Genomic DNA, 25,563 nt, shown 5'->3' with positions numbered 1-25,563 from the left:
GTGGCCGTCGTCGGTCCCCGGCTCGGACGTGGCCGTCGCCGTCCCCGGCTCGGAGGCGGCCATCGCCGTCCCCGGCCGTCGCGCCGCCGGGAAACCCGTGGCTTTCGGTGTGCCCGCACACACCGTCCGCGACAGAGAGCGTGATTCCCGGGGCCTCGTGGTGCTGCCAATGCGACTCGGATACGGCTAGTGTTTCGTCATGGAACGGCGAATTTTCGGCCTCGAGACCGAGTACGGAGTCACGTGCACCTATCGGGGGCAGCGGCGGCTGTCGCCGGACGAGGTGGCCCGCTACCTGTTCCGCCGAGTGGTGTCGTGGGGACGCAGCAGCAACGTCTTCCTGCGTAACGGCGCCCGCCTCTACCTCGACGTCGGTTCCCACCCGGAGTACGCCACCCCCGAGTGCGACTCCGTCACCGACCTGGTCGCCCACGACCGGGCCGGCGAACGGATCCTGGAAGGCCTGCTCGTCGACGCCGAGAAGCGCCTGCACGACGAGGGCATCGCGGGGGAGATCTACCTCTTCAAGAACAACACCGACTCCGCCGGCAACTCGTACGGCTGCCACGAGAACTACCTGGTCAGCCGGCACGGCGAGTTCGGGCGGCTGGCCGACGTGCTGATCCCGTTCCTGGTCACCCGGCAGCTGATCTGCGGCGCCGGCAAGGTGCTGCAGACCCCGCGCGGCGCGGTGTTCTGCCTCTCCCAGCGTGCCGAGCACATCTGGGAGGGCGTCTCCAGCGCCACCACCCGCTCCCGGCCGATCATCAACACCCGCGACGAGCCGCACGCCGACGCGGAGCGCTACCGCCGGCTCCACGTGATCGTCGGCGACTCCAACATGAACGAGGTCACCACGCTGCTCAAGGTGGGCAGCGCGGACATCGTGCTGCGCATGATCGAGGCCGGCGTGGTGATGCGCGACCTGTCGCTGGAGAATCCGATCCGGGCGATCCGCGAGGTCAGCCATGACATCACCGGCCGCCGCAAGATCCGGCTGGCGAACAACAAGGAGGTCTCCGCGCTGGAGATCCAGCAGGAGTACCTGGCGAAGGCCACCGAGTTCGTCGAGCGCCGCGGCGGCGACCCGGTCGCCAAGCGCGTCGTCGAGCTGTGGGGCCGGGTGCTCAACGCGATCGAGAGCGGCGACCTCGACCCGGTCGCCCGCGAGATCGACTGGGTGAGCAAGTACAAGCTGATCGAGCGTTACCAGGCCAAGCACGAGATCCCGATGTCGCATCCGCGGATCGCCCAGCTCGACCTGGCGTACCACGACGTGCGCCGTGGCCGCGGCCTCTACGCTCTGATGGAGAAGCGCAAGCAGGTCGACCGGATCGCCAACGACCTGCAGATCTTCGAGGCGAAGGAGACGCCGCCGCAGACCACCCGGGCGCGGCTGCGCGGCGAGTTCATCAAGCACGCCCAGGAGAAGCGCCGCGACTTCACCGTGGACTGGGTGCACCTGAAGCTCAACGACCAGGCGCAGCGCACCGTGCTGTGCAAGGACCCGTTCCGGGCCTACGACGAGCGGGTGGACCGGCTGATCGCCAGCATGTGACGGCCCGGTCGCCGGCACGGTGGGTCCTGAGCGCGGCGGGCCGGTGAGCCCGCCGGGCCGGGCTTGCCGACCGCTGAGCAGCGGAGCGGGGCGGGGGTTTAGGCTGGCCGGGCTATGACGACGCCCGCACCAGGCCGCCCCGGCCCCGACGACAACATCCGCAAGAGCCGGGTCGAGCGCCGCCGCGACCGCATCCGCAGGGATGTCCAGCAGGCCCGCACCGGCCGGCACATCGTCCCGACGTGGCTGATGGCGACGGTTCTCGGCCTGATCCTCGCGGGCTGGCTCTACCTGATCATCACCAGGTGACCCGCGATCTGACCGTCCCGGGACAGCGTGTCCCCTGATCGTCCGGAGGCGTTCGGCGACCTCGTCCGCGGCAGCCGACGCGTCACCCGCTCGCCCGGCGAGCGGCGACCTCAGCGGCACCCGGCAACCGCCCCTCCGGCCGTCGCCGGCCGTCGCCTGACCCGATCATGATGGAACGACGCGCGGCCTCCCCGGTCCGGAGGCGGCCGCACGGCATGGGCGCGCGGCCCGCGCCCGAAGCGCTGCGGGCCCGCACGGTTTACGGGAGGCTGCCAGGTATGACGGAGATCCTTGGGCCGGGCATCGGCGACTACGTGCTCGCGCACTGCACACCGGCGGACGAGGTCCTGCGGGACCTCGCGGCGGAGACCCGCGAGGCGCTGCCCCCGGAGGACGCCGGGATGCAGATCAGCCCGGACGAGGGCGCGCTGCTGACCATGCTGGTCCGGCTGACCGGGGCACGGTACGCGGTCGAGGTCGGCGTCTTCACCGGCTACTCCTCGATCTGCATCGCCCGCGGCCTGCAGCCCGGCGGCAAGCTGCTGGCCTGCGACGTCTCTCCGGAATGGACCGCGGTGGCCCGCCGCTACTGGGCCCGGGCGGGTCTGGCCGGCGGCATCGAGCTCAGGCTGGCGCCGGCCATCGAGACGCTGCAGGCGCTCGCCCCGGACCCGGTGATCGACTTCGCGTTCGTGGACGCCGACAAGATCGGTTACCCGGCGTACTACGAGGAGCTGGTCCCCCGCCTGCGCCCGGGCGGGCTGATGGCTCTGGACAACGTGCTGCGCGGCGGGCGGGTGCTGCACCCCACCGTCCCCGCGGACCGGGCGATCGCCGAGCTCAACGACCGCATCGTGGGCGACGAGCGGGTCGAGGCGGTGATGCTGCCGGTCCGCGACGGGGTCACCCTGGTCCGCAAGCGGGATTAGCGACGCCGGCGATGGGCCGGGGGCGTCAGGTGGCCAGCAGCGTCGCGGCGTGCCGCCCGGCCGCCGCCGCGGCCAGGAAGTACCCGTAGTCCTGGTCCAGCTTGCGGCCCATCGTCGACAGCGGCACCGGGCAGGCCCGCAGCGCCTCGCCCAGGCCGGCGGCCGGGACGCGGACGATCCGGTGCCGGGCGGCGAGCGGGGCGAGCGCCGCGTCCACCTCGGCGGCCAGGGCGGCCTCGAGTCCCTCCGGCACCGGCAGGTCCGCGCCGGTCAGCGCGACCCGCCCGTACGCGGTGAGGCTGTGGTGCGAGACCCCGCGGTGCCGGGGCCGCCCGTCCCCGGCGGAGATCCGCAGCGACCCGACCGGCCGGCCGCCGAGCACCCCGATCGCGTTGATCGCCTCGCCGAGCGCCACCCCGGAGAACCCCCACGTGGTGCCGGTGCCGAGGTTCCCCGGTCCCTGCGCGACGACGGCCACGTCCGCGTGCAGCACGTGACGCGCGGCCAGCAGCCCGGTGTGCACCGTGCCGGCCTCCAGGTCCCCGCCGAACGCCTGCCCGGTGGTCACGGTCCCGCACAGGTGCCCGGACAGCCCGTCCAGCGTGCGGGAGAACCAGGCCGGCAACGCCCCGCCGTCGGTCATCACGTACGCCACCCGGGCGTCCGGCCGGTCGGCGTGCACCCCGGCCAGGATCGCCGGCAGCGCGGAGTGCAGGTCCGCGGTCACCACCGGCATCCCGTCGAGCGACTCGGCCGCGGCCATCACCTCCCGGTACGGGGAGGCCTCCTCGTCCACGCCCAGCAGGATCGGCTGCAGCGGGGTGTAGCGGGCCTTGACCAGGTGCCCGCGGTCGCGGGTGGTCCCGTCGTCGGCCGGGTCCGCGGGCAGCCGGTCGGGCAGGGCCACCACCAGGGCGTACCCGCCGGTGCCCAGACCCATCACCAGCGCGCCGACGTTGAGCAGCACCCGGTCGCCGGGTTGCGGCTCACCGACCAGCCCGGGGTAGGCGAGCGCGCGCACCGGCCCGTCGTCCGTGGCCACGTCCAGTTCGGCGGCGCCCCGCCAGCTCCGGCGTACCGAAAGCACCGTTCCCGACCGCCACCGCACCATGGCCGCGACCCTATCGGTCCACGCCGCCGTCGATGTGGTCGCGTCCCGGCACGCCGCGGGTCGGGTCGAGGAAGACGTACCGGATCTCCGGGAACCGCTCCCGCAGCCGCCGCTCGGCCTCGTCCGAGGCGGCCTCGATCTGCCGGCCCGGCACGTCGTCGGCGAGGTCGACGCGGGCCGCGACCAGGATGTCGCCCGGCCCCATCTGCATGGTCAGCAGTGTCGGCACCGCGGTCACCACCGGGATCGACCTGAGGTCGGCGGCGATCTGGTTGTGCACCCGGCGCGGCACCGCCCGGCCGCCCAGCAGCGACACGTTGCTGCGGGCCAGCACCGAGGCGACCGCCAGCAGCAGGCAGCCGATCAGGATCGAGGCCACCCCGTCCCACACCTGAAGGCCGGTGAGCTGGGTCAGGCCCAGCCCGGCGCCGGCCAGCAGCAGGCCGACCAGCGCCGTCGAGTCCTCGAAGAACGCCGCCTTGACGGTGGTGTCCGGGGTGAGCCGCAGGAACCGCTGCGGCGTGGTCCGCCACCGGCGTGACTCGCCGCGGACCTGCCGGCGGGCCTTGAGGAAGGAGGCGCCCTCGGCGACGAACGAGACCGCCAGCACGAGGTAGGAGGCCAGCTCTCCTTGCCGTACCCGAACGGGTGTTCCTCGTCCGCCGGTCGTCCGCCGCGCCGCGAAGCGACATACAGGAAGATCTCGGTCACCGTGTCGGCGAACGAGTGCGCGGCCTCGGAAGCATCGCCGCCGAGCCGGAGAGCAGGCCGGCGACCAGCTTCGCCGCCGCGATGGCCAGGTTGGCGAGGCCGGCCAGGATGACCGTGCCGACGCTCTCGGTCGGCGCGCGCGGGCCGGTGTCGGGCAGTCCGATGGGAGCCGTCCGGGGCTCGGGTGCGATCGTCACGGCAGCCAACGTTCCCAACCGAGGTCACGAATAACGGTGGGAACTTCGGGCTGCTAGGTTTCCTGTCGTGTCGCGCACTCGTACCGAGCGCCTGGTGAACCTGGTGATCTGCCTGTTGTCCACGCGGCGGTTCCTGACCGCCGCGCAGATCGCCGCGACCGTGCCCGGTTACGAGCACGACCCGGCGGACCCCCGGGACCACGAAGCCTTCCAACGCAAGTTCGAGCGGGACAAGGCCGAGCTGCGTGAACTGGGCGTCCCCCTGGAGACCGGCACCGCGAGCATCTTCGACCAGGAGCCCGGCTACCGCATCGCCCAGCGGGAGTACGCGCTGCCCGACATCCTGCTCGAACCGGACGAGGCCGCCGCGGTGGGCATCGCCGCGCGGCTCTGGCAGCACGCCGGGCTGGCCGCCGCCGCGTCCAGCGGGCTGGCCAAGCTGCGCGCCGCAGGCGTCGAGGTGGATCCGCAGGCCACCCTCGGGGTGGAGCCGGTGGTCACCGTCGACCCGGCGTTCGGCCCGCTGACCGTGGCCGCCCGGGAGCGCCGCGCGGTGACCTTCCGGTATCGGGTGCCCGAGGTCGACGAGCCCAGCGCCCGCCGCCTGGAGCCGTGGGGCGTGGTCTGCTGGCGCGGCCGGTGGTACGTGGTCGGCCACGACCGGGACCGGGACGCGGCCCGCTGCTTCCGGCTGTCCCGGATCGTCGGCGACGTGCGCGCGGTGGGCCGGCCGGGCGCGTTCGCCCCGCCCGCGGACCCGGACCTGATCAAGCACGTGGCGCGCAGCTCCGGACCGATCGCCCGCAACGGCCGCGCCACGGTCACCGTCCGCCCCGGCCGGGCCGCCGGGCTGCGCCGGATGGCCGAGGAGATCCTCGCCGGGCCGGACGGCGATCGGCTGACCATCTCGTACGGCGATCCGGAGTGGCTGGCCGCGCGCATCGCCGGGTACGGCGCGGACGCCCGCGCCGACGGCCCGCCGGAGCTGCGTGACGCGGTCATCCAGCAGCTCAAGGACCTCGCCGTGCGACACGACCGGAGCGTCGCGGCGGTGGCCGAGTGAGCACCCCGCGCACCCCGTCCGCCGACCGCCTGGGCCGCCTGCTCAACCTGGTGCCGTATCTGCTGGCGCGGCCGGGAATCCTGATCGCCGAGGCGGCCGCCGACCTGAACATCACCCCGAAGCAGCTGCGCGAGGACCTGGAGCTGCTCTGGGTGTGCGGGCTGCCCGGGTACGGCCCGGGCGACCTGATCGACATGGCGTTCGACGGCGATCGCGTCACGATCAGCCACGACGCCGGCATCGACAAACCGCTGCGGCTCAACCAGGACGAGGCGCTGGCCCTGGTGGTGGCGCTGCGGATGCTCGCCGAGACGCCGGGGATCGGCGCCCGGGACGCGATCGAGCGGGCCCTCGCCAAGATCGAGAGCGCGGCCGGCGATCTGGCGGACCCCCCGGTCGCCGTGAAACTGCCCGCGAACCAGGAGAAGCTGGCCGCGGTCCGGGCGGCGGTGGACTCCGGGCACGCGTTGCGGCTGACGTATTACACCGCCGCCCGGGACGAGACCACCGAACGCGTGGTCGACCCGATGCGGATGCTGACCGTCGGCACGTTCGCCTACCTGGAGGCCTGGTGCCGGCGGGTGGAGGCGACCAGGCTGTTCCGGATGGACCGGATCGACGCGTTCACCGAGCTGGACGAGCCGTCCCGGCCACCGGTCGAGGCGGTCCCGCACGACGTCAGCGCGGGCGTCTTCCGGCCCGGCCCGGACCTCCCGCTGGTCACCCTGCGGGTGGGCCGCGGCGGCCGGTGGATCACCGAGTACTACCCGGTCGAGCAGGTGGTCAAGGAGCCCGGCGAGTGGCTGGTCACCATGCGGGTCACCGACCTGGGCTGGGCGCAGCGCCTGCTGGTCGGGCTGGGCCGCGACGTGACCGTGGTCGGGCCGCCGGAGCTGGTCCAGCAGATCCGCGCGGCGGCGGACGCCGCCCTGGACCAGTACGCCGCGCCGCACACGCTCGCGGCGGATCCGGCGCCGGGCCGATAGGGTGACGCCGTGTTGATGTGGGTCTGGATCGCCGTGGTGGCGATCGCGGTGTTCATCCTGGCCTCCGCCGCCGTGCGGTTGCTGGGGCGGTTGTCCGAGCTGCGCCGGGCGGCCGGCCGGCTGCAACGCCGGCAGGAGGAGGCGATGCGGCTGCAGGCCGGCGCCGCCCGGCTGGAGCAGACCGTGCTGGGCCTGCAGCAGCGCGCCGGTCGGGCTCAGGAGCAGGTGGAACGGATCCAGGCCGCGCTCGGCAGGTGAACTGCGGTGTTCCCGCCCCGTTGTCCGGGACGTAAAGCCGATGCGTAAGAATCTCGCGAGTTCCAGCGTGCTCCATTGCCGGAATTGACACGTACGATGGACCCGCAACCTGATCCGACCGACTGGAGTCATCCCATGGGCGCCCTCAAGCCATGGCACATCATCGTTCTCGTCGTCGTGCTCGTGCTGCTGTTCGGCGCGAAACGGCTGCCGGACGCGGCGCGCTCCCTCGGGCGCTCGCTGCGGATCATCAAGGCGGAGACCAAGGGCCTCGTCGATGACGACAAGGACAACCTGGCGGAGAAGGCCGACGCGCAGTACTCGCGCCAGCCGCTGCAGGGCGACGTCCAGCAGCCCGGCTACCAGCAGCCGGGTTACCAGCAGCCCCAGCCGGGCTACCAGCAGCCCCAGCCCGGTTACCAGCAGCCGCAGCAGCCGCCGGCCCAGCCCTACGTCGACCCGGTGCAGCGCACCAACGACCGCTGACCCGGGTCGATGGCACTGAGCCTGCGCCGCAACCGGGGGCCCAGCAAGTTCGAGCAGGCCGCCGACGGCTCGATGACGCTCATCGAGCACGTCCGGGAACTGCGTAACCGGCTGTTCGTCGCCTCGCTGGGCATCGTGGGCGGCCTCATCGTCGGCTTCATCATCTCCGACTGGGTGTTCGACCTGCTCAGCGGGCCGTACTGCGCGCTCGACACCTCGTGGGTGCCGAACAACCAGGGCGACCTGGAGTGCAAGTACCTGACGCTCGCCGCCACCGACGGTCTGATCATCAAGCTCAAGCTGGCGCTCTGGGTCGGCCTGGTCGTCGGCGCTCCGGTCTGGCTCTACCAACTCTGGGCGTTCATCGCGCCGGGCCTGCACCGGCACGAGCGCAAGTGGGCGTACGTCTTCGTGGCGATCGCTGCGCCGCTGTTCATGGGCGGGGCGGTGCTGGCCTACTTCGTCGTCCAGCACAGCCTGGAATTCATCATGACGGCCGGTGTCCTGCAGTCGTCGCAGCAGCTCGAGGTCACCGCGTACATCGGTTTCGTCACCACGATGATCCTGCTGTTCGGCGCGGCGTTCGAGTTCCCGCTGATCCTGCTCATGCTGAACTTCACCGGCGTGGTCACGGCCCGTCGCCTGCTCAGCTGGTGGCGTGCGGTGGTCTTCCTGTCCTTCGCGTTCGCCGCCGTCGCGACCCCGGACCCGGGCCCGTTCGGCATGACGCTGCTGGCCGCGTGCATGGCGCTGCTGTACTTCATCGCGGTCGGTGTGGCGTTCCTGAACGACAAGCGCAAGGGTGTCGGCAAGGAGCTCTACGAGGGCCTCGACGACGACGCGATCTCCACGCTGGAGGAGGAGCGCGTCCCGGTCGGCGCCTCCGACCCGATCGCCGCGCCGACGCCGGTCGAGGCGCCGGCCCCGGTCGAGACGCCCCGGCCGCTGGAGCGCCGCTTCGACGACATGACCTAGGGGCGAGCACCGCCGAACGACCACGGACGTGCCCTGTCAGGGTTTCCTGACAGGGCACGTTTTCGGTTGCCGTCGCGGAACCACGGGCGGGCGCATGTGCTTCGGCCCGGTCGCCGGAAACCGCGGTGCGCGCTTCTCGCAGCGGCGCCCCCCACGGATCGATCGGTGATGACCCGTGAGCGGGGCTGCAAACTGTCTCCCGCACCCCGGCATTCACATGGACCATTGCGTTTCGACGCTTCCCGGTCGAGGAGCGGGCGATTCGGAGAAACGTTACGCTGCATTCATCACGGTCGTCGCCGCAAAAGTCCTGGCGATGTGCGGCACGATGTCCGCTACGTTCCTGGTGCGCTACGAGCCGCGGAGCGGTGCGACGGGAACCGTCGACGGCAACGGGTCGGCTTCGGATTGCGGCATCCAGCGTGTCGGCAGCTCGTCCCACCCGGTCGTCCGGTTCACGGTGTGCCCGAACCAGGACCGACGTCTGCAGGCCGTGGAAAAATGCCCAGCCTTTCACCGGCGGGTGACCGATATGTGGATCGCCATTCCGGCAGGATCGTCAATTCCGCCGCTGATCGTGGTCCCGGTATTCTTCGCGGCTGTGACGAGCCACTTCATCGCGGTGCTGGCCAACCCCCGGGCGGGGCGCGGCCGGCACCGCGGTCTGCTACCCGGCGTACTGCAATCGCTGGGCGCCGCCGGGCATCCGGTGCGGCTGCTGGCGGCCGACAGCGGGACGGCGGCCGAGCGTGCCTGCCGGCAGGCCGTCGCGGACGGGGCGGTGGCGCTGGTCGCGGTCGGCGGCGACGGCACCGTGCACCGGGCGCTGCAGGCCGCCGCGGGGCAGCCGGTCGGGTTCGGCGTGGTCCCGGCGGGGACCGGGAACGACTTCGCGGGCGCGGTGGACGTACCGGGAAATCCGCTGGACGCCGCGGCAGGGATCGCCGCGGCCCTGGCCGCGGGCCGTGACCAGCGGGTCGACGCGGTCCTGGCGGTGGACGTGACCGGCCGGGAACGCTGGTTCTGCGCGGTCCTGGCGGCCGGGTTCGACGCCCTGGTCAACGACCGCGCGAACCGGATGCCCTGGCCGCGCGGCCCGCGCCGCTACGACCTGGCCATCGTGCTGGAGCTCGCCCGGCTGCGGGCGCGCGCCTACCGGCTGGAGATCGACGGGGTGCCCCGGAGCGTCGCGGCGGAGATCGTCGCGGTCGGCAACGCCGCCAGCTACGGCGGCGGGATGCGCATCCTGCCGGACGCCGACCCGGCGGACGGGCTGCTCGACGTGATCTGGGCGAGCCGGCTGGGCCGGGCCGGGCTGACCCGGCTCAAGCCGCGCCTGCGGCACGGCACGCACGTCACCGACCCGCGGGTCACCGTGCTGCGCGCCCGGCAGGTGCGGATCCGCGCGGACGGCATCGTCGGCTACGCGGACGGCGAGCGGCTCGGCCCGCTGCCACTGGACTTGACGTGTGTGCCGGGTGCGATCCGGTTGCTCCGGTGAGCCCGGGGTCAGATTCCCCGGGAACGGGGCGAACCTGAGGGCATGGCGATGAACACGGTGTCCGGCAACGCGTCCTCGATGGCCTCGATGGCCTCGTCCGTCCTCGGCAACGCCCGCCAGGCCTTCAAGGCGATGGCGCAGGCGGCGGCCAGCCCCGAGCCCGGCGCCGGCGCGGCGGCCACCGAGTCCGTCGCCAAGCGCGGCCGGCGCGGCACCATCCTCGACCGCTACCTGTGACGCCCGCAGCCGCGGGCCCGGGCGTCAGGCGCAGCCGGCGAGCGCGAGGGTCGCGCCCAGCCCGTTGACCCGCCCCGGTTCCGCGGCCGGCAGCACCAGGGCGGCGCAGCCGGCCCGGACCGCGCCCGCGTCGGCCGGCGTGTCGCCCACCATCAACGTGCGCGCGGGGTCGACGCCCAGCATCCCGCAGGCCTGCAGGAAGATCGCCGGATCGGGTTTGGTCCGGCCCAGCTCGTAGCTGAGCGCGAACGCGTCGACCAGCCCGTCCAGCCCCCAGTGCGCGAAGTGCGGCCGGATGTCGAAACCGATGTTGCTGACCACGGCCACCTTGATCCCGGCGTCGTGCAGCCGGCGCAGCGTCGGCTCGGTGTCCGGGTAGGGCAGCCAGCCATCCGGCACCAGCAGCCGGTCGTAGAGCGCGTCGGCCAGTCCCGGCACGTCGGTGTGCACCGTCGCGGCCAGGCCGGTGTAGGCGGCGCGGTGGCTGTGCGCGTACAGGTCCCGGTCGGCCCAGTGCTCGGCCAGCTGCGGCGGCACCCGGTGCGGCAGCGGGCCGCCGGCTCGCCCGGCGCTGACCAGCCGGTCGGCCAGGATCGTCGCCCTGGCCCGCTCCAGCTCGGCGCCGCAGGCCGCGGCGGCCGCGACGACCCAGGTCACCGGGTCTTCCACCTGGGCGAGAGTGCCGTGGAAGTCGAACAGCACGGCGTCCACGAGCCGCGCGGACGGGGGAGGTTCGGGGGTCTGCGGCACTCGTGCACCTTACCGATGCCGCTCGACGCTCCCGACGGCCACTACCGTGTCGCACATTGTCATACCGGCGAACTAGCCTTGTGCTCATGACGAGTCCCGCCGAACGGTATGCGGCATCCAAGCGGCGGGCGGCGCGAGTCGCCGAGTTCCCGGCGCTCGACGACTTCATGCTCGACATCGGTTTCGACCTGGACGACTTCCAGCGGCAGGCGTGCGAGGTCCTGGAACGCGGCAACGGCGTGCTGGTGTGCGCGCCGACCGGCGCGGGCAAGACGGTCGTCGGCGAGTTCGCCGTGCACCTGGCCCTGCGATCCGGCGAGCGCAAGTGCTTCTACACCACTCCGATCAAGGCGCTGTCCAACCAGAAGTTCCACGACCTGGTGGAGCGCTACGGCCCGGACAAGGTCGGCCTGCTCACCGGCGACAACGCGATCAACGGCGACGCGCCGGTGGTGGTGATGACCACCGAGGTGCTGCGCAACATGCTCTACGCCGGCTCCAGCCAGCTGAAGAACCTCGCCTACGTGGTGATGGACGAGGTGCACTACCTCGCCGACCGGTTCCGCGGCGCGGTCTGGGAAGAGGTGATCATTCACCTGCCCGCCTCGGTGACCCTGGTCTCGCTGTCCGCCACGGTCAGCAACTACGAGGAGTTCGCCGACTGGCTGGTCACCGTCCGCGGCGAGACCGAGGTGGTGGTCAGCGAGCACCGGCCGGTCCCGCTCTGGCAGCACATGCTGGTCGGCCGCCGGATGTTCGACCTGTTCCACGACGCCGACGCGGCCCGCAAACACGACGTGCACCCGGAACTGCTGCGCTACACCCGGGAGATGGAGCGCCGCCTCGACCTGGGCGAGCGGGCCGGGGGGTGGAACGGGCGCGGCAACAACCGTGGCCGGCGCTGGCAGCCGCCGCCCCGGCCGGAAGTGGTCGACCGGCTGGAGCGCGCCGGGCTGCTGCCGGCCATCCTGTTCATCTTCAGCCGGGCCGGCTGCGACGCCGCGGTCCAGCAGTGTCTCGGCGCCGGCCTGCGGCTGACCGACGTCGAGGAGCGCGCCGAGATCCGGCGGATCGCGGCGGCCAAGGTGGCCGGCATCCCCGCCGAGGACCTGTCCGTGCTGGGCTACTGGGAGTGGCTCGACGGGCTGGAGCGGGGCATCGCCGCGCACCACGCCGGGATGCTGCCCGCCTTCAAGGAGGCGGTCGAGGAGTGCTTCGTCAACGGCCTGGTCAAGGCGGTCTTCGCCACCGAGACGCTGGCGCTGGGCATCAACATGCCGGCCCGGTGCGTGGTGCTGGAACGCCTGGTCAAGTTCAACGGCGAGGCCCACGTCGACCTGACCCCGGGGGAGTACACCCAGCTCACCGGCCGGGCGGGGCGGCGCGGCATCGACGTCGAGGGGCACGCGGTGGTGCTCTGGAGTCCCGAGGTGGACCCGCGGCACGTGGCCGGCCTGGCGTCCACCCGGACCTATCCGCTGCGGTCGTCGTTCCGCCCGTCGTACAACATGGCGGTCAACCTGGTCGGCACGGTGGGCGCGGACAAGTCGCGTGAGCTGCTCGAGTCGTCGTTCGCGCAGTTCCAGGCGGACCGCTCGGTGGTCGGCCTGGCCCGGCAGGTGCAGCGCAACGTCGAGACCATGCAGACGTACGGCGAGGACGCCGCCTGCCACCACGGCGACTTCGACGAGTACTTCGCGATCCGGGTGGCGATCGCCGACCGGGAGAAGGCGCTCGCCCGGCAGGGGGTCGCCCAGCGCCGCTCGGCCGCCGTGTCGTCGCTGGAGCGGCTGCGCGTCGGCGACGTGATCCGGGTCCCGCAGGGCCGCCGGGCCGGACTGGCCGTCGTTCTCGAACCGGCCGCCAGCGGGTTCGGCGAGCCCCGCCCGCTGGTGCTCACCCAGGACCGCTGGGCCGGCCGGGTCAGCCCGGCCGACTTCGGTGGCGAGGTGGAGGCGCTGACCCGGGTGCGGGTGCCGAAGAACTTCAACCACCGCTCCCCGGGCGCCCGCCGCGACCTGGCCGCGCAGATCAGCGCGACCGGGCTGGACCGGCACCCGGACCGCCGCCGGGGTGGCCGCAGCCGCGGCAACCCGGGTGAGGACGCCGAGATCGCGCTGCTCAAGGTGCAGTTGCGGCAGCACCCGTGCCACGCCTGCCCGGAGCGGGAGGAGCACGCCCGCTGGGCCGAACGACGGCACCGGCTGCAGCGGGACACCGACGCGCTGCGGGACAAGGTGGCCGGCCGGACCGGGTCGCTGGCCCGCACGTTCGACCAGGTGTGCGCGGTGCTGACGGCCCGTGGCTATCTCTCCGGCGACGGCGAGGTCTCCGAGGCCGGCCGGATGCTGGGCCGGATCTGGTCGGAGGCGGACCTGCTGGTCGCCGAGTGCATCCGGCAGGGCGTCTGGGACGGTCTGGACCCGGAGGAGCTGGCCGCCGCGGTGTCCATGGTGCTCTATGAGTCGCGCCGGGAGGGCGAGGACCGCGCGTCGGTGCCGAAGGGCCCGATCACCGCGGCCGTCGATGCGTGCGCCAAGCTGTGGGGGGAGATCGCCGCCGACGAGAGCGAGCACGGCCTGTCGCTGACCCGCGAGCCCGACCCGGGGTTCGTCTGGCCGATGTACCGCTGGGCCCGGGGCGAACCGCTGGCGCGGGTGCTGGCCAGCGGGCACCAGTACGACGCCGACATGCCGGCCGGCGACTTCGTCCGGTGGGCGCGGCAGGTGCTCGACCTGCTCGGCCAGATCAAGGAGGCGTCGGCGGCGTCGCCCAGCGTCAAGGAGACCGCCCGCAAGGCGATCAACGCGGTCAACCGGGGGGTCCTGGTCTACCACAGCGGCCTCTGAGGATGCGGACCGCGCCGGCGCGGCAGAAAGGCAGTCGCGGGGCGCGGCGGGGTGGCCGGGGCCGCGTCCGCGCCGGTCACCGCGGCCCGGCGGCGCCGCCGTGCCGGTGCCCTGGAGTCCGGTGGCCGCGGTCGGGCGGGCCGGGTCACGGCCGTGCCGGTGTCGTGCGGTCCGGTGGTTGCGGCGTTCGACTGCGGTCGGGCGGGCCGGGTCACGGCCGTGCCGGTGTCGTGCGGTCCGGCGGCCGCCGCGCCGACTGCGGGCCGGGTCACGGCCGTGCCGGCGCCCTGGACGCCGGTGGTCGCGGGCTCGCCCGCGGCTCGGCGAGCCGGATCACGACTTACGATCATCGGCGCATGGTGAATCTGCGTTGACGGTGCCTTCCGGACAAATCAAGAATTGCGGCGGCGGTATCGATGTCGTTGAGTGCGATCGCCGGAAGAAGGGGACATGGTCGCGGGCTCGCCGCATCTGATCGGGTGGTTCGGGGACGTACGGCAGGAGTCCGTGCGTGCCGTCATCGACCCGGACACCGCGGTCGTCGAGGTGACCGTGTGCGGGCCCTGGGACCGGCAGCTGTCCTGGCAGGCCCGTGCCGTGCTGGACAAGTGCCTGGCCGAGCACCCCACCGGCATGGTCGTCGACCTGCACCGGCTGAGCGACCCGCGCGCGGTCAGCGCGCCGCTCTGGCTCACCCTGTGCGCGCAGGGCGCCGCGCTGCAGCCGCCGATCGCGATCGCGGTCTGCCTGGCGGCGACGGCCCCGCTCGCGCGCCGGCTGCGGCAGCTCGGCGCCCGCGACTGGCTGGTGACGTACGCGTCGGCCGACCAGGCCCGGACCGCGCTGACCCACCGGCGCCCGCTGATCGACCGGATGCATCTGGCCCTGCCGCCCGACCCGGCCGCCGCGTCGCTGGCCCGGTCGCTGGTCAGCGACGCCTGCCGGGGATGGGAGCTGCCGCACCTGAGCCAGCGGGGCCGGCTGGTCGCCTCGGAGCTGGTGGTGAACGCCGCCGAGCACGCCGGCACCGACCTCGAGGTGATCGTGTCCCCGCGCGGGGAGGGCGCGGCGACGGCCCTGCACCTGGCGGTGTACGACGGTGACCCGGCGATGCCGCGGGTGCGCGACCCGGTGCCCGGGCCGCTCGGGCCCGCGCTCCTCGAACGCGGGTTGGGTCTGCGCATCGTGGCCGCGGCGGCGTCGGAGTGGGGCGCGATGCCGGCCCGGGGCGGGAAACTGGTGTGGGCGATCCTGCGTGACCGGCCGGCGGCGCCGTCATGAGGCCGGACCAGCCCGCCTTCGCGGGAACCCGGATCGCCGGCGCGCGGCAGGGCGACCGGCTGATGATCCAGTTGCACGGCAGCCTGGACGCCATGTCGGTGGCCGCCCTGCAGACCCAGCTCTACGACCTGACCCGGGTGTACGACCTGCTCGGCCCGGCCCGGCCGGTCCGGCAGATCCACATCGACGTGGGTCAGGTGGACTTCTGCGACGCGGCCGGCCTGCGGATGCTGGTCGCCGCACGCACCGTGGCCGGCGCCCGGGACGCCACCTGCCACCTGCGCAACCCGCAGCCCCACCTGCGCTGGCTGCTGCGCGCGACGCGGGCGGGCGAGCTGTTCCGGCTGGACTAGCCCGGCCTACGCCCAGACCCGCGCCTCGGTGGCGAAGAAGTGTTCGGCGCTCTGCACCGGCACGACGCAGAGCAGGTGGCCGCCCGGCGCTCGCAGGATCTTGTGGCCACCGTGGTCGGTGATCACCTCAGCGCCCAGGGCCAGCAGCCGGGCGGTCTCCGCGTCCACGTTGTCGGTCTCGATGTCGACGTGGTAGCGGGCGGTGTCGTGCACCGCCTGCACGTCGATCGCCAGGCCGGGGAAGGCGCCGGCGATCCGGGTGAACTCGGGCTCCTCGGGGACCGGCTGGACGGTGCCGCCGAGCGCCGCTGCCCAGAAGTGGCTGACCCCGTCGGCGTGGCCCTCCGGGGTGTCGATGAACAATCCGTACAACCGGCTTCGATGCATGAAACCGATGTTACGTGTACAGATCGTCCAGTACCGGGCGGTAGCGCTCCTCGATCACCCGGCGGCGCAGTTTCAGCGAGGAGGTGAGCTCGCCGCTCTCGATGCTCAGCGGGTGGTCCAGAACGGCGAACCTCTTGATCGTCTCCCAGCTGTTGAGCGTGGTGTTGAGCTGGTCGACGTACCCCTGGAGGGTCTCGCGCAAGTCGGCCGAGCCGGCGATCTCGGCGTGCGTGACACCGTCGAGGCCGTGCGCGGCGGCCCACCGGCGCGCCTCGTCCGGGTCGAGGTCGATCAGCGCGGTGATGTACTTGCGGTTCTCGCCGTGCACCACGAACTGGCCGGCGAGCGGGCAGATCGCCTTGAACCGGGCCTCGATCGACTGCGGCGCGACGTACTTGCCGTTCGACGTCTTGATCAGGTCCTTCTTGCGGTCGGTGATCCGCAGCGACCCGCCCGGGGTGATCTCGCCGATGTCGCCGGTGTGCAGCCAGCCGCCGGCCAGCACCGCATCGGAGTCCAGGCCGTGGTAGCCCGCCATCAGGCCCGGGCCGCGCAGCAGGATCTCGCCGTCGTCGGCGATCCGCACCCGGGTGCCGGCCAACGGCATGCCCACGGTGCCGTACTCCGGGCGGTCCGGCCGGTTGAAGACCGTGGTGGCGCACGACTCGGTGAGGCCGTACCCCTCGGCGATCGGCAGGCCGATCGCGTCGAACCAGCGGGCGATGTCCGGGGAGAGCGCGGCGGCGCCGGAGATGAAGAACCGCATCCGGCCGCCGAACCGGGCCCGGACCTTCGCCAGGACCAGGCGGTCGGCGATCCGGTAGCGCAGGCCCGACCGGCGCCGGTCGGCGACGCCGATCGCCCAGTTCAACAGCCTTCGCTGTACGCCGGTGGCGGCGCTCACCGCGGCGTAGACCTTCTCGAAGATCCGCGGTACGGCGGGCATGATCGTCGGCCGCACCTCGCCGAGCCGCTGCACGATCCGGCTGACGTCGCCGTCCACCGCGAACGGGAAGCCCACCGACAGCTGGCAGCTCAGCAGCGCCTTGCCGAATGCGTGGGACAGCGGCAGCCAGAGATACGCCAGGTCGTCGGAGTGCAGGATGCCCATCGCCCGGATCGCCAGGCCCTGATAGATCCAGGCGGAGTGCGCGACCCGGACGCCCTTGGGCAGGCCCGTGGTCCCGGAGGTGTAGATCAGGGTGGCCAGGTGCTCGGGTCGTACCCGGGCGGTGGCGTCCTCGACGAGGCCGGGCCGCTCACGCAGCTCGTCGTGGCCGAGCGCGCGCAGCGCGGCGAGGGTGCGCACCCGCGGGTCGTCCGGGGCGTCGCCGTCGATCAGCACCACCTGCTCCACCGGCGTGCCGGCGAACAGCAGCCTGGTGAGGTGCGACGGGTCCTCGGCGACGGCGAACCGGCTGCCCGAGTCGGTCAGGATGTGCGCGACCTCCTCCGGCGAGGAGGACGGATAGACCGTGGTGGTGGCGCCGCCGGCGCACATCACGCCGAAGTCCGCCTCGATCCACTCCACCCGGGTGCCGGCGGCGATCGCGACCCGGTCCTCCGGCCGCAGACCGAGGGCCAGCAGACCGGCGGCGATCTCGGTGACCGCCTGCGCGGTCTGCGCCCAGGTCCGGCTCTGCCAGCCGTCCGGTCCGGGGCGCAGGTAGGCCACCTCGCGCGGCTGCGCGGCCGTCCGGTCCAGGAACATCGCCCCGAACGAGGCCGGCGCGTGCTCGCGCAGCTCGGCCAGGACGGCTTCCTCGGCCGGGGGCGCGGTGCAGGTCTGCGTCATCGGGTGGGGCTGCCTTCCTCGGGCGGGGCGGCGGGCGGCCGCCCGGTGCTGTCGGTCACGATCATCCGGGACAGCCAGGCGGTCAGTTCCGGCGCCAGCGACCGCAGGTCCGGTGAGTCGCCGCTGTCCAGGGCGTCCGACGCGATCTGGCGCAGGGCGTAGATCGCGCCGATGTAGGCGCTCAGCGGGGCGCCCGGCGCGTCGCCGGCGAACCGGCGCTCGTACATGTCGTGGACGAAACCGGCGAGCCGTTCGATGGCCTGGCGGCGCCGCTGCCGGGCCGGCCGCCCCAGCGCGTCCATCTCCACCTGGAAGGCGCGGGCCGTGACCCGGTCGCGTTCCAGGGTCGCCAGGTACGCCGTGACGAAGCCGCCGACCACGCCGGCCCAGTCGCCGGCCGTCCCGGCATCGTCGGCCAGCCGCTCCAGAAACACCTCGATGAACCGGTCGTACGCGGCGTAGACGCAGGCGTCCTTGTCGGCGAAGCAGTCGTAGAACGCGGCCCGGGACACCGCCGCCCGCGCGCAGATCTCGCGCACCCCGAAACCGCGGTAACCCCGACCGGCGAGCAGCTCGGTGGCCGCGATCAGCATCCGCTCCCGCTGCGCGGCGACCACCTGGGCGCGGCTGAGCTCGTGGCGGCCGCGCGGCAGCGACGCGGGGGTCGTGAAGACGACGCCGCTGGCGATCCGGTCCGGCACGGGCGGTCCCATCTGAGTACGCTTTGTTACTCCAATCTTCCCACGGCGTTCCCGCGTCACCCGACAAGTCCTCGCCGCCGGCCCGGCAGGATGGTCGGCGTGGAGACGGATCTGGAACTGGCCCAGCGGGCCGCACTGACCGGCGCCGCCGAGGCGCTGCGCCACTTCGCGGTGATCGCCGATCTGCCGCAGGAGCGCAAGCAGGACGGCAGCGTGGTGACCCTGGCCGACCGGGCGGTCGAGCACGCGATCCGCGACGTGCTCACCGACGCCCGGCCGGACGACGCGATCCTCGGTGAGGAGCACGGTGAGACCGGCGGCGGCAACGGCCGGCGGTGGATCATCGACCCGATCGACGGGACGGCGCTGTTCGTCCGGGGCGATCCGCGGTGGCTGGTGCTGCTCGCGCTCGAGGTGCACGGCGAGGTCACGGTCGGCGTCCAGGTGGTGCCGGCCCAGGGGCTGGCGTGGTGGGCGCAGCGCGGGCAGGGGGCGTACCGGGGGCGGGTCTCCGGCGGCGCGCTGGTCGGCGCGGAACGGATTCACGTGGCCGCCGTGCCGGCCGGGGCGGCCGGGAGCCGGCTCGGGGTGGTGCCGCTGGACTGGGGGCGGGAGGTCGCCGAACCGCTGATCGCGGTGGCCGCCGAGCAGCACTGGCCGGTGCATCCGCCGTTGCTGGTCGCCCAGGGGGAGCTGGACGTGGCGGTGCAGACCAGCGGGCAGATCTGGGACTTCGCGGCCAGCTCGGTGATCGTCCCGGAGGCCGGGGGCTGCTATCGCGGCCTGGACGGGCAGGAGCGTCCGGGTGCCGGGGCGTTCGTGTTCGCCGCCGATCCGCGGCTGCTCGACGAATCGTTACGCATCCTTCGCGGAGTTCCCAAATAACCACATGACTCGGTAAGGGGTCGTTGTTCTGATCCGGATCTGCTTCCGTACGAATGAAGTGGTTCGTGATCGCCGCACCCGCCCGCCGCGGGGCCGCTCGCACCGGCGCCGCCGCCCTGCCGCTCGGTGCGACGGCGGCCCCCCGATGACGACGAGGACGTCGCCACGCCGGCCACCTCGGCGACGGGGAAGTCGTACGGGAAGAGCATGGCGGCGGGCCGACGCCTTCCCGGCCGCCCTGAACAGCGACCAGAAGGCCCTGGCCCAGCTGGAGCTCACCCGGCAGCGGGCGCCCGCCCGGTCGAACCTGTCGTGCGGCGCCACCTGCCGGCCCGCAGTGATGGTCGGCGGCCTCGACGACGCGCAGGGGGCAGCCGGTAGAAGCGTGCTGCTCACCGCCCTGGGCACCGGCTCCGGCACCGGGTTCGAGCGGGTCGTCGAGATCTTCGCGGCCGACGCGCGCCTGGGCGCATCCCCGCCCGCGATTTCACGCCGGCCAGTGGCGTGCCACCGGCGGACGCCGGCCGGGTGCGCGACTACCTGGCCGCACACCTGCGCCCCGGTGTCGGCCGGTGACCGGCGCTGGCGGGTGGTGATCGGGCGGGTGAGCCGGGCGCGGACGAGCGGACCACGACCGGGCCGTACCGCGAGATGGTCGCCACCGCGACGTTCACCCCGCCGCCCGGCGCGGACGTGCGGCGCTTCCGGCTCGGGTACGACGCCGTGGTGCACCGGGGGCGCCACGCACGCCGTGCTGGTCACTGTGCGGCGCGACTGGGCGGCCGGGCGGGTCGGGCCGGACCGGGACGCCGTCACGGCCGCGACGATCGCCACGGACACCCGGACGATGACGGTCCGCGACCTGACCGTCGACCTCGGCGGCAGCACCTGGCGCGGCTTCCTGGCGATGGTCCGGCTCGGTGGCCAGCACATCCTGGCGGGCACCGATCACCTGTTGTTCCCGCTGGTCCTGCTCCTGCCGGTGACGCTGCGGGCCCGCGCCGGCCGCTGGCGCGGGCCGAGCCGCCCGCCGAGCGGGGGCCGTGACCTGCGCCTTCACGGTCGGGCACGGGTGTCCCTGGCGGTCTGCGTGCTGGGCCGGGCGAGGTTCCCGGCGGCGCCGGTGGAGGTGTTCATCGCGGCGAGCATCCTGGTCGGCGCGCTGCACGCGATCCGGCCACTCTTCCCGACCGGGAGGCCACCGTGGCCTGCCTGTTCGGCCTCGGCCACGGGATGGCGTTCGCGTTCACGCTCGCCGGTATGCAGCTGAGCCCCGGCCGGCTCGCCCTCGGGCTGCTCGGCTTCAACCTGGGCATCGAGGTGGTGCGACTGCTGCTGATCGGCCTGGTACTGACCGCGGCGGCCGGGAGCGCGGGCTTGCGCCGGCCGTGCGGCGGCCCGTCACCTGAGCCCTGCGGGCGAGCTCGGGCGCCGGTCGCGGGCCGGTGGCGGCCGGCTGCCCGGGATCGGGCGCTGGTCGTGGTCCGCTGCCTGCGATCGGGCGGTGGGTGGGTGCTGGTCGTGGTCCGCTGCCTGGGTTCGGGCGGTGGGCGGGCGCCGGTCACGGTCCGGTGCAGCGGGTCGCGCCTGGTTCGGAGCGGTATGCCGTAGCGTGCGCGGTGGATCCGGTCCACGATGTGGAATACATTGAGCACCGTCGATTAACTTTCTGACCGGGAGACACCGATGATGCGACGCCTGGCAACCGCTGTCCTGACCGCGACCCTGCTGCCTGCCGGAATCTGCGTCCTCGCCACGACGCCTGCCGTGGCCCACGCGCCTGCCGTGGCCCACGCGCCTGCCGTGGCCCACGCGCCTGTGGTGGCCCACGCGCCTGCCGTGGCCCACGCGCCGGCCGGGATGGTGGCGGACACCTACGCCCGGGCCGGCGCCTTCGCCGAGTGGTACCAGGGCCGGTACATCCGCGGCTGGGGCGGCGCGCAGCCGTGCGCCTTCATCGACGGCGTGTCCCTGGGGCTCGTCGACCACGGCGGAAACCGCTACAGCAGCGTGGTCAACGCCTACGAGATCACCACCGGCGTCCGCGCGACGACCCGGGCCGCGGTGCGCAGCCTGGCCGGCGCCGGGTTGCAGCCGACCGAGCCGCCGGCGTACTGCCGGCGGTGAGTGGGCGGTCGGCCGCGGTTGTTGGCTGGGCGGTGGGTCGCGGTCGTACCACGGGTGTTGAGTGGGTGGTGGGTCGCGGTTGGGTGGGCTGCGCGGTGGGTCGCGGTTGTTGGGTGGGCGGTCGGTCGCGGTTGGTCGGGTGCGCGGTGGGTCGCGGTTGTACCGCGGGTGTTGGGTGCGCGGTGGGCCGCGGTTGTAGCGCGGGTGTTGGGTGCGCGGTGGGTCGGGGGCGTAGCGCGGGTGTTGGGTGCGCGGTGGGTCGCGGGCGTAGCGGGGGCCGGTCGCGGGCGCCGGATCAGGCGGCGGCCGCGACCGGCCGGCGGATCAGGCGTACGTGTAGACGCTTCGATGGTCGAGCACCGATGCCGGGGTCACGTCCGGCCACGGCTGCAGGGCCTCGTCGAGGTCCACCACACCACTGGTGCCGGCGGCCGGCAGGTAGTGCGCGGCATCGAACCCCCACCGCACCTGCCACTGCGACCACAGCCGGTCGACGTTGCAGTGATGCAGCCAGAAGACGGGGTCGTTCGGCGAGTCCTGCTGACCCATGTGGCCGCCGACCCAGACGTGCACCGTGTTGTGCAGGTTCGGCGTCGTCCAGCCCTCCATCCGGTTGCGCATGCCGCCGGTCGCCGAGCTGTTCCACGGGGCCGCGTCGTACGCCGGGATGCCGAGCACCGAGCTCACCTGCGTGGCGCTCGGGAGGGTGGTGCCGCCCATGGCGCGCCGTAGCGACGTGGAGGTGGTGCTGCTGACGGTGATCCGCCAGTTGGTGGCGCCGGCGAACGGTCCGGTGGTGACCGGGCCGTTGCCGCCGGAACCGTTGCCGCCCATGAAATCGGACGTGAACGGCGTGCCGGTCGTCGAGCGGTCCGCCGTCCAGTCCCAGTAGGGAACGGTGACCGTGGGGTCGTAGACCTGCAGCGCCCGCTCGAACTCGATGAGGTACTGCCGGTGCCACGGCAGGAACGAGGGGGACTGGTGGGCGTAGCGGATGCCGTTGACGGCGGCGAAATAGTTCAGGTGGGTGGTGACGAACCAGTCGTAGTTACGACCGGTGGTCTGCGCCTTGAGGCGTTTGACGGCGGAGACGAACGCCGCCCTCTCCGCGCTGGTCAGGTCGCGCGCGCTCTTGCGGAGGCCCATCGGGGTGCCCTTCTGGTCGATCGGTCGAGAGGGGGTCGGTGGCCGGGTCAGCGCCCGTGGTCGTGGTCCGCGCCGGCCAGATCGGTGAGCTCGCCGTCGCCGAGCGCGTCGACCGCCCGCCGGGCGAGCACCAGCAGCCCGTCACGGTTCTCGCCCTCGTCGATCAGGACCGGCTGGTAGTGGTTGAGGGCGCTGATGAAGCCGACCGAGACGCCCGTGCCGTCGGTGGCGGGCAGCTCGATCGCCATGACGGCCAGCTTCCGCCCGTTGATGTACACCTGGTGCGGCTGGCGGCTGCGCCCCGTACCGATGCCGTGCACTCCCTTGATCTTCTTGCCGCGGTAGTCGAGTTCGAAGTCGCGCGGATCCGTGCTGGCCGCGGCGGCCGGCGGACTGCCGGCGGCGGAGAGGGCCTGCGCGCCGACGACACCGCCGGTGACCGCGGTGGCGGCGGCCGCGTAGCGGAGGACGGCTCGACGACTCAGGTGGGACATGTATGTGCCTCTTCCGGTGGGTGGCCGCCGCCGCGGAACGCGCGGCGGCGGGATGAACCGGTGTCCCGCGACACCCGTGCGGGACACCGGACGAGCCGGCAGGGGAGCGGCCGGTTCGCCGGGTAGTGGAGCGGCCGGATCGCCCGAGTGGAGCGGCCGGTTCGTCGGTAGTGGAGCGGCCGGTTCCGGTGGTGCCCGGCTCCGGGGTGGGTGGTTCCGGTGGAGCCGGACCCGATGGCGACTGGGCTCCGCTGGTGGGTGCTTCCGGTGGTGGCTGGGCTCCGCTGGTGGGTGCTTCCGGTGGTGGGTGCTTCCGGTGGTGGCTGGGCTCCGCTGGTGGGTGCTTCCGGTGGTGGCTGGGCTCCGCTGGTGGGTGCTTCCGGTGGTGGCTGGGCTTCGCTGGTGGGTGCTTCCGGTGGTGGCTGGGCTCCGCTGGTGGGTGCTTCCGGTGATGGCCGGTTCCGGTGGCGACAGGCCCGCGGGGCTGGCCGCTCCGGTGACGGCCGGCGAGGCGGCACGACCCGGCCGGATCAGTGGACGGGTGATCGGGACGGGTCGTGCCGGCCTGTGACCGGTGCCTTCAGCGGTGCCTTCGGTGCCGCCGCAGCGCGATCAGCTGGTCGCCGCGGGGGTGTGGACGTCGCAGTCGCGGCCCTGCTCGGCGCGCTGCACGGTGGCGCCGACACACAGCCGCAGGCCGGGCTCGAAGCCGCCCCAGAGGTAGTCGGAGGCGGCCGAGAAGTTGGTCTTGCCGGGCTGGCACAGGCTGTTGAGGGTGCGCCACTCGATGCCGTCGGCCGGGCCGTTGGCGGCGATCTGGACGACGGCGCACCGGTTACGGCCGTTCAGCGCCAGCGTCCCCTGCACCCGGATCGGCGGGACGGGCCGCTCCGGGATGCTCATCATCCGGTCGTAGGTGCCGTACGCGGCGGCGCCGCCCGTGGCCAGGTCGAAGGTGTGGTCCGCGGCGGCGGCGGGTGCGCCCATCGCGAGGACGGCACCGACGCCCGCCAGGACGCCGAGAGCGCTGATAGTCGATTTCTTCATCGTAAACTCCAGAATTGTTATTCTGCCGGTGGAAAATGACATGCGGCAGCCGGCCACCGGTGGCGGGGCCGGAAAAGGTGGTCGCGTGACGGGCGGGCCCGTGATTCGGTTACGGCGTGACGACGCCGTGGCGATGGGCCTCTCGACGCGTGATCCGGTGGATCGACGCGCGACCGCACGGCGGAATCGCGGAACGGGCTTCCCGCCCGGTAAAAGAAACCTCGGCCGAATGGCCGGAAGTGTCAGCGCACGTAGAGCGTGTAGCTCGGCACGAAGCCGGTTTGGCAGCGGAACGACACCCACACCTGGCGGGCCACGCCGTCCGCGCCGACCTCACGGCACTCGGCCTGCGGATCGGCGACCGCGTCGAAGGCGGCCGTGTACACCAGTCGCTCCGTGCGGTACGGCTCGGTGCGAGGCGTGTACGTGACGGTCAGGTCGTCACCGGCGAAGCCGTGGCGCACGGTGAACGACCGCCACACTCCGGCCTCCGTCCCGGCCTGGCCGATCACTTCGGCGCGGCCGAAATCGTACGTGCCGAGCAGGCCGGTTGTGGTGGCCGGTGCTGCCTGAACGGCGGACGGGGCGAGCGCGGCGGCCACGCCAGCCAGGACGGCGGCGTAATGGGTTCTGCGCATTTTTAACTTCCTTTGCCCTTGGCCCCGGGGATCTTCCCGTGGCATTGCAGATGGACCGGTGAAGGGTTCTCCCTACCGGCGCGACGGAACCATATCACCATTCCATACTGGACGATGTGGATGAGGTCACAGTGGAAGGGATAACTATTCGTACGCAATTAACGATTGTTAAGTCGAGGCTTCCGGGTTGGATGGCGGAAAAACATAGGCAATCGCTTGCAGTGATAATCAGCAGCAATTGTCACCCGGTCTCCGGTATCGCGCGTTGGCGGGGATATGCCGGGTATTCCGGCGCGCCGGGCGGCCGTCGAGGCGCCGGGCCTCAGGGCGCGCGTGCCCGGCCGGTGGGCGGTGCGGTGCGGGCGGCTGGCCGCTCGGCGAGGCGGCCGCGCCCGGGTGCCGGGCGGGGCGGCATGGTCCGGCGGCAGGGCGGCAGGGCGGCAGAGGCCGGGTGCTGAGCTGGGCGGCAGGGGGCCGGGCGCTGAGCTGGGCGGCAAGAGGCCGGGTGCGGCAGGGCGGCAGGGGGCCGGGTGCTCGGCGCGTGCCCGGCCGGTGGGCTGTCTGCCGCGGGGCCTCACGGCGCGGGTCGGCTGGCGGGCGCGACGGCGCGGGGCTGGCTGCTGGGCGGGACGGCGCGGGTCGGCTGGCGGGCGGGACGGCGCGGGTCCGGCTGCTGGGCGGGACGGCGCGGGTCCGGCTGGCGGGCGCGACGGCGCGGGGCTGGCTGCTGGGCGGACGGCGCAGGTTCGGCTGGCGGGCGCGACGGCACGGGTCCGGCTGCTGGACGAA

The 25,563-nt window shown here is 73.2% G+C and carries 26 protein-coding genes and 1 pseudogene; 17 read left to right on the top strand and 10 right to left on the bottom strand.

Translation table 11 applies throughout. The annotated features are described in order from the left end of the window. Positions 1-199: 199 nt before the first annotated feature. The 3 genes from pafA (at position 200) to ACTEI_RS21575 (ending at position 2,796) form a co-directional block, all read left to right on the top strand. Positions 200-1,558: a Pup--protein ligase gene (gene pafA, locus ACTEI_RS21585; RefSeq protein WP_122979302.1), complete on the top strand. Its 1,359-nt coding sequence runs from the start codon at positions 200-202 to the stop codon at positions 1,556-1,558. A gap of 114 nt (positions 1,559-1,672) precedes the next feature. Further along, positions 1,673-1,867: a hypothetical protein gene (locus ACTEI_RS21580; protein ID WP_122979301.1), complete on the top strand. Its 195-nt coding sequence runs from the start codon at positions 1,673-1,675 to the stop codon at positions 1,865-1,867. 278 nt (positions 1,868-2,145) lie between these two features. Then, positions 2,146-2,796: an O-methyltransferase gene (locus tag ACTEI_RS21575; protein WP_187645993.1), complete on the top strand. Its 651-nt coding sequence runs from the start codon at positions 2,146-2,148 to the stop codon at positions 2,794-2,796. Between the two features lie 25 nt (positions 2,797-2,821). Here ACTEI_RS21575 and ACTEI_RS21570 read toward each other — a convergent pair whose 3' ends face one another. Next, a complete protein-coding gene (locus tag ACTEI_RS21570; protein WP_122979300.1) occupies positions 2,822-3,907 on the bottom strand; it encodes a DUF3866 family protein in 1,086 nt (361 codons plus the stop codon). A gap of 10 nt (positions 3,908-3,917) precedes the next feature. Next, positions 3,918-4,776 (bottom strand): annotated as a pseudogene (locus tag ACTEI_RS21565) (cation diffusion facilitator family transporter). Positions 4,777-4,882: 106 nt separating this feature from the next. Here ACTEI_RS21565 and ACTEI_RS21560 point away from each other — a divergent pair. The 7 genes from ACTEI_RS21560 to ACTEI_RS21530 all read left to right on the top strand — a co-directional run bounded on the left by ACTEI_RS21560 (position 4,883) and on the right by ACTEI_RS21530 (position 10,321). Then, positions 4,883-5,878: a helix-turn-helix transcriptional regulator gene (locus ACTEI_RS21560; RefSeq protein ID WP_122979299.1), complete on the top strand. Its 996-nt coding sequence runs from the start codon at positions 4,883-4,885 to the stop codon at positions 5,876-5,878. Continuing rightward, positions 5,875-6,864, top strand: coding sequence for a helix-turn-helix transcriptional regulator (locus tag ACTEI_RS21555; protein ID WP_122979298.1), 990 nt, complete (start codon positions 5,875-5,877; stop codon positions 6,862-6,864). The genes ACTEI_RS21560 and ACTEI_RS21555 overlap by 4 nt, the downstream gene beginning before the upstream one ends. Before the next feature lie 15 nt (positions 6,865-6,879). Further along, positions 6,880-7,122, top strand: coding sequence for a hypothetical protein (locus ACTEI_RS21550; RefSeq protein ID WP_122979297.1), 243 nt, complete (start codon positions 6,880-6,882; stop codon positions 7,120-7,122). Between the two features lie 135 nt (positions 7,123-7,257). Next, positions 7,258-7,608 carry a Sec-independent protein translocase subunit TatA gene (gene tatA / locus ACTEI_RS21545; RefSeq protein ID WP_122979296.1) on the top strand — a complete coding sequence of 117 codons (351 nt, stop codon included), beginning with the start codon at positions 7,258-7,260 and terminating at the stop codon, positions 7,606-7,608. A gap of 9 nt (positions 7,609-7,617) precedes the next feature. Then, positions 7,618-8,583: a twin-arginine translocase subunit TatC gene (gene tatC, locus ACTEI_RS21540; RefSeq protein WP_122979295.1), complete on the top strand. Its 966-nt coding sequence runs from the start codon at positions 7,618-7,620 to the stop codon at positions 8,581-8,583. A 532-nt stretch (positions 8,584-9,115) separates the two neighbouring features. Continuing rightward, positions 9,116-10,084 carry a diacylglycerol/lipid kinase family protein gene (locus ACTEI_RS21535; RefSeq protein ID WP_122979294.1) on the top strand — a complete coding sequence of 323 codons (969 nt, stop codon included), beginning with the start codon at positions 9,116-9,118 and terminating at the stop codon, positions 10,082-10,084. A gap of 42 nt (positions 10,085-10,126) precedes the next feature. Continuing rightward, a complete protein-coding gene (locus ACTEI_RS21530; protein ID WP_122979293.1) occupies positions 10,127-10,321 on the top strand; it encodes a hypothetical protein in 195 nt (64 codons plus the stop codon). A 24-nt stretch (positions 10,322-10,345) separates the two neighbouring features. Here ACTEI_RS21530 and ACTEI_RS21525 read toward each other — a convergent pair whose 3' ends face one another. Further along, positions 10,346-11,071 (bottom strand): HAD family hydrolase, encoded by a 726-nt coding sequence (locus ACTEI_RS21525; protein ID WP_122979292.1) that lies wholly within the window; start codon positions 11,069-11,071, stop codon positions 10,346-10,348. An 86-nt stretch (positions 11,072-11,157) separates the two neighbouring features. Between ACTEI_RS21525 and ACTEI_RS21520 the strand changes: the two genes are divergently transcribed. From ACTEI_RS21520 to ACTEI_RS21505, 3 genes are all read left to right on the top strand, one after another. Continuing rightward, entirely contained in the window at positions 11,158-13,920 is a 2,763-nt protein-coding gene (locus tag ACTEI_RS21520) for a DEAD/DEAH box helicase (RefSeq protein ID WP_122979291.1), read from the top strand. 450 nt (positions 13,921-14,370) lie between these two features. Beyond that, the gene (locus tag ACTEI_RS21510) at positions 14,371-15,201 is read left to right on the top strand and encodes an ATP-binding protein (protein WP_122979289.1); all 831 of its coding nucleotides are present in this window, start codon (positions 14,371-14,373) and stop codon (positions 15,199-15,201) included. Next, entirely contained in the window at positions 15,198-15,554 is a 357-nt protein-coding gene (locus ACTEI_RS21505) for an STAS domain-containing protein (protein WP_122979288.1), read from the top strand. Before ACTEI_RS21510 ends, ACTEI_RS21505 begins: the two co-directional genes overlap by 4 nt. Positions 15,555-15,560: 6 nt before the next feature. On the opposite strand, the gene ACTEI_RS21500 is transcribed toward ACTEI_RS21505, so the two are convergent. The 3 genes from ACTEI_RS21500 to ACTEI_RS21490 are packed head-to-tail and all read right to left on the bottom strand — an operon-like array spanning position 15,561 to position 18,449. Next, positions 15,561-15,941, bottom strand: a complete 381-nt coding sequence (locus ACTEI_RS21500) for a VOC family protein (RefSeq protein WP_122979287.1) — start codon at positions 15,939-15,941, stop codon at positions 15,561-15,563. 10 nt (positions 15,942-15,951) lie between these two features. Continuing rightward, positions 15,952-17,736, bottom strand: a complete 1,785-nt coding sequence (locus tag ACTEI_RS21495; protein ID WP_122979286.1) for an AMP-dependent synthetase/ligase — start codon at positions 17,734-17,736, stop codon at positions 15,952-15,954. After that, entirely contained in the window at positions 17,733-18,449 is a 717-nt protein-coding gene (locus ACTEI_RS21490; protein ID WP_122979285.1) for a TetR/AcrR family transcriptional regulator, read from the bottom strand. Before ACTEI_RS21490 ends, ACTEI_RS21495 begins: the two co-directional genes overlap by 4 nt. Before the next feature lie 87 nt (positions 18,450-18,536). On the opposite strand from ACTEI_RS21490, the gene ACTEI_RS21485 reads away from it, so the two are divergent. From ACTEI_RS21485 to ACTEI_RS21475, 4 genes are all read left to right on the top strand, one after another. Next, the gene (locus ACTEI_RS21485) at positions 18,537-19,322 is read left to right on the top strand and encodes an inositol monophosphatase family protein (RefSeq protein WP_122982317.1); all 786 of its coding nucleotides are present in this window, start codon (positions 18,537-18,539) and stop codon (positions 19,320-19,322) included. A 145-nt stretch (positions 19,323-19,467) separates the two neighbouring features. Beyond that, positions 19,468-20,592, top strand: a complete 1,125-nt coding sequence (locus tag ACTEI_RS37225) for a hypothetical protein (RefSeq protein ID WP_164466038.1) — start codon at positions 19,468-19,470, stop codon at positions 20,590-20,592. Then, positions 20,556-20,933 carry a hypothetical protein gene (locus ACTEI_RS21480; protein WP_239082626.1) on the top strand — a complete coding sequence of 126 codons (378 nt, stop codon included), beginning with the start codon at positions 20,556-20,558 and terminating at the stop codon, positions 20,931-20,933. Before ACTEI_RS37225 ends, ACTEI_RS21480 begins: the two co-directional genes overlap by 37 nt. Positions 20,934-21,125: 192 nt before the next feature. Continuing rightward, on the top strand, positions 21,126-21,449 hold the full coding sequence (locus tag ACTEI_RS21475; RefSeq protein WP_164466036.1) for a tyrosinase family oxidase copper chaperone: 324 nt from the start codon (positions 21,126-21,128) through the stop codon (positions 21,447-21,449). A 324-nt stretch (positions 21,450-21,773) separates the two neighbouring features. On the opposite strand, the gene ACTEI_RS21470 is transcribed toward ACTEI_RS21475, so the two are convergent. The 4 genes from ACTEI_RS21470 to ACTEI_RS21455 form a co-directional block, all read right to left on the bottom strand. Continuing rightward, complete coding sequence (locus ACTEI_RS21470) at positions 21,774-22,595, bottom strand: tyrosinase family protein (RefSeq protein WP_122979282.1); 822 nt, start codon at positions 22,593-22,595, stop codon at positions 21,774-21,776. A gap of 47 nt (positions 22,596-22,642) precedes the next feature. Then, a complete protein-coding gene (locus ACTEI_RS21465) occupies positions 22,643-23,089 on the bottom strand; it encodes a tyrosinase family oxidase copper chaperone (protein ID WP_122979281.1) in 447 nt (148 codons plus the stop codon). 612 nt (positions 23,090-23,701) lie between these two features. Further along, positions 23,702-24,136: a hypothetical protein gene (locus tag ACTEI_RS21460; RefSeq protein WP_145830879.1), complete on the bottom strand. Its 435-nt coding sequence runs from the start codon at positions 24,134-24,136 to the stop codon at positions 23,702-23,704. A 242-nt stretch (positions 24,137-24,378) separates the two neighbouring features. Continuing rightward, complete coding sequence (locus ACTEI_RS21455; RefSeq protein WP_122979279.1) at positions 24,379-24,774, bottom strand: hypothetical protein; 396 nt, start codon at positions 24,772-24,774, stop codon at positions 24,379-24,381. Positions 24,775-25,563 lie beyond the last annotated feature (789 nt).

This window comes from Actinoplanes teichomyceticus ATCC 31121 (assembly GCF_003711105.1).
Lineage (GTDB): Bacteria > Actinomycetota > Actinomycetes > Mycobacteriales > Micromonosporaceae > Actinoplanes > Actinoplanes teichomyceticus.
This window is presented reverse-complemented; position numbering and strand designations above follow the sequence as displayed.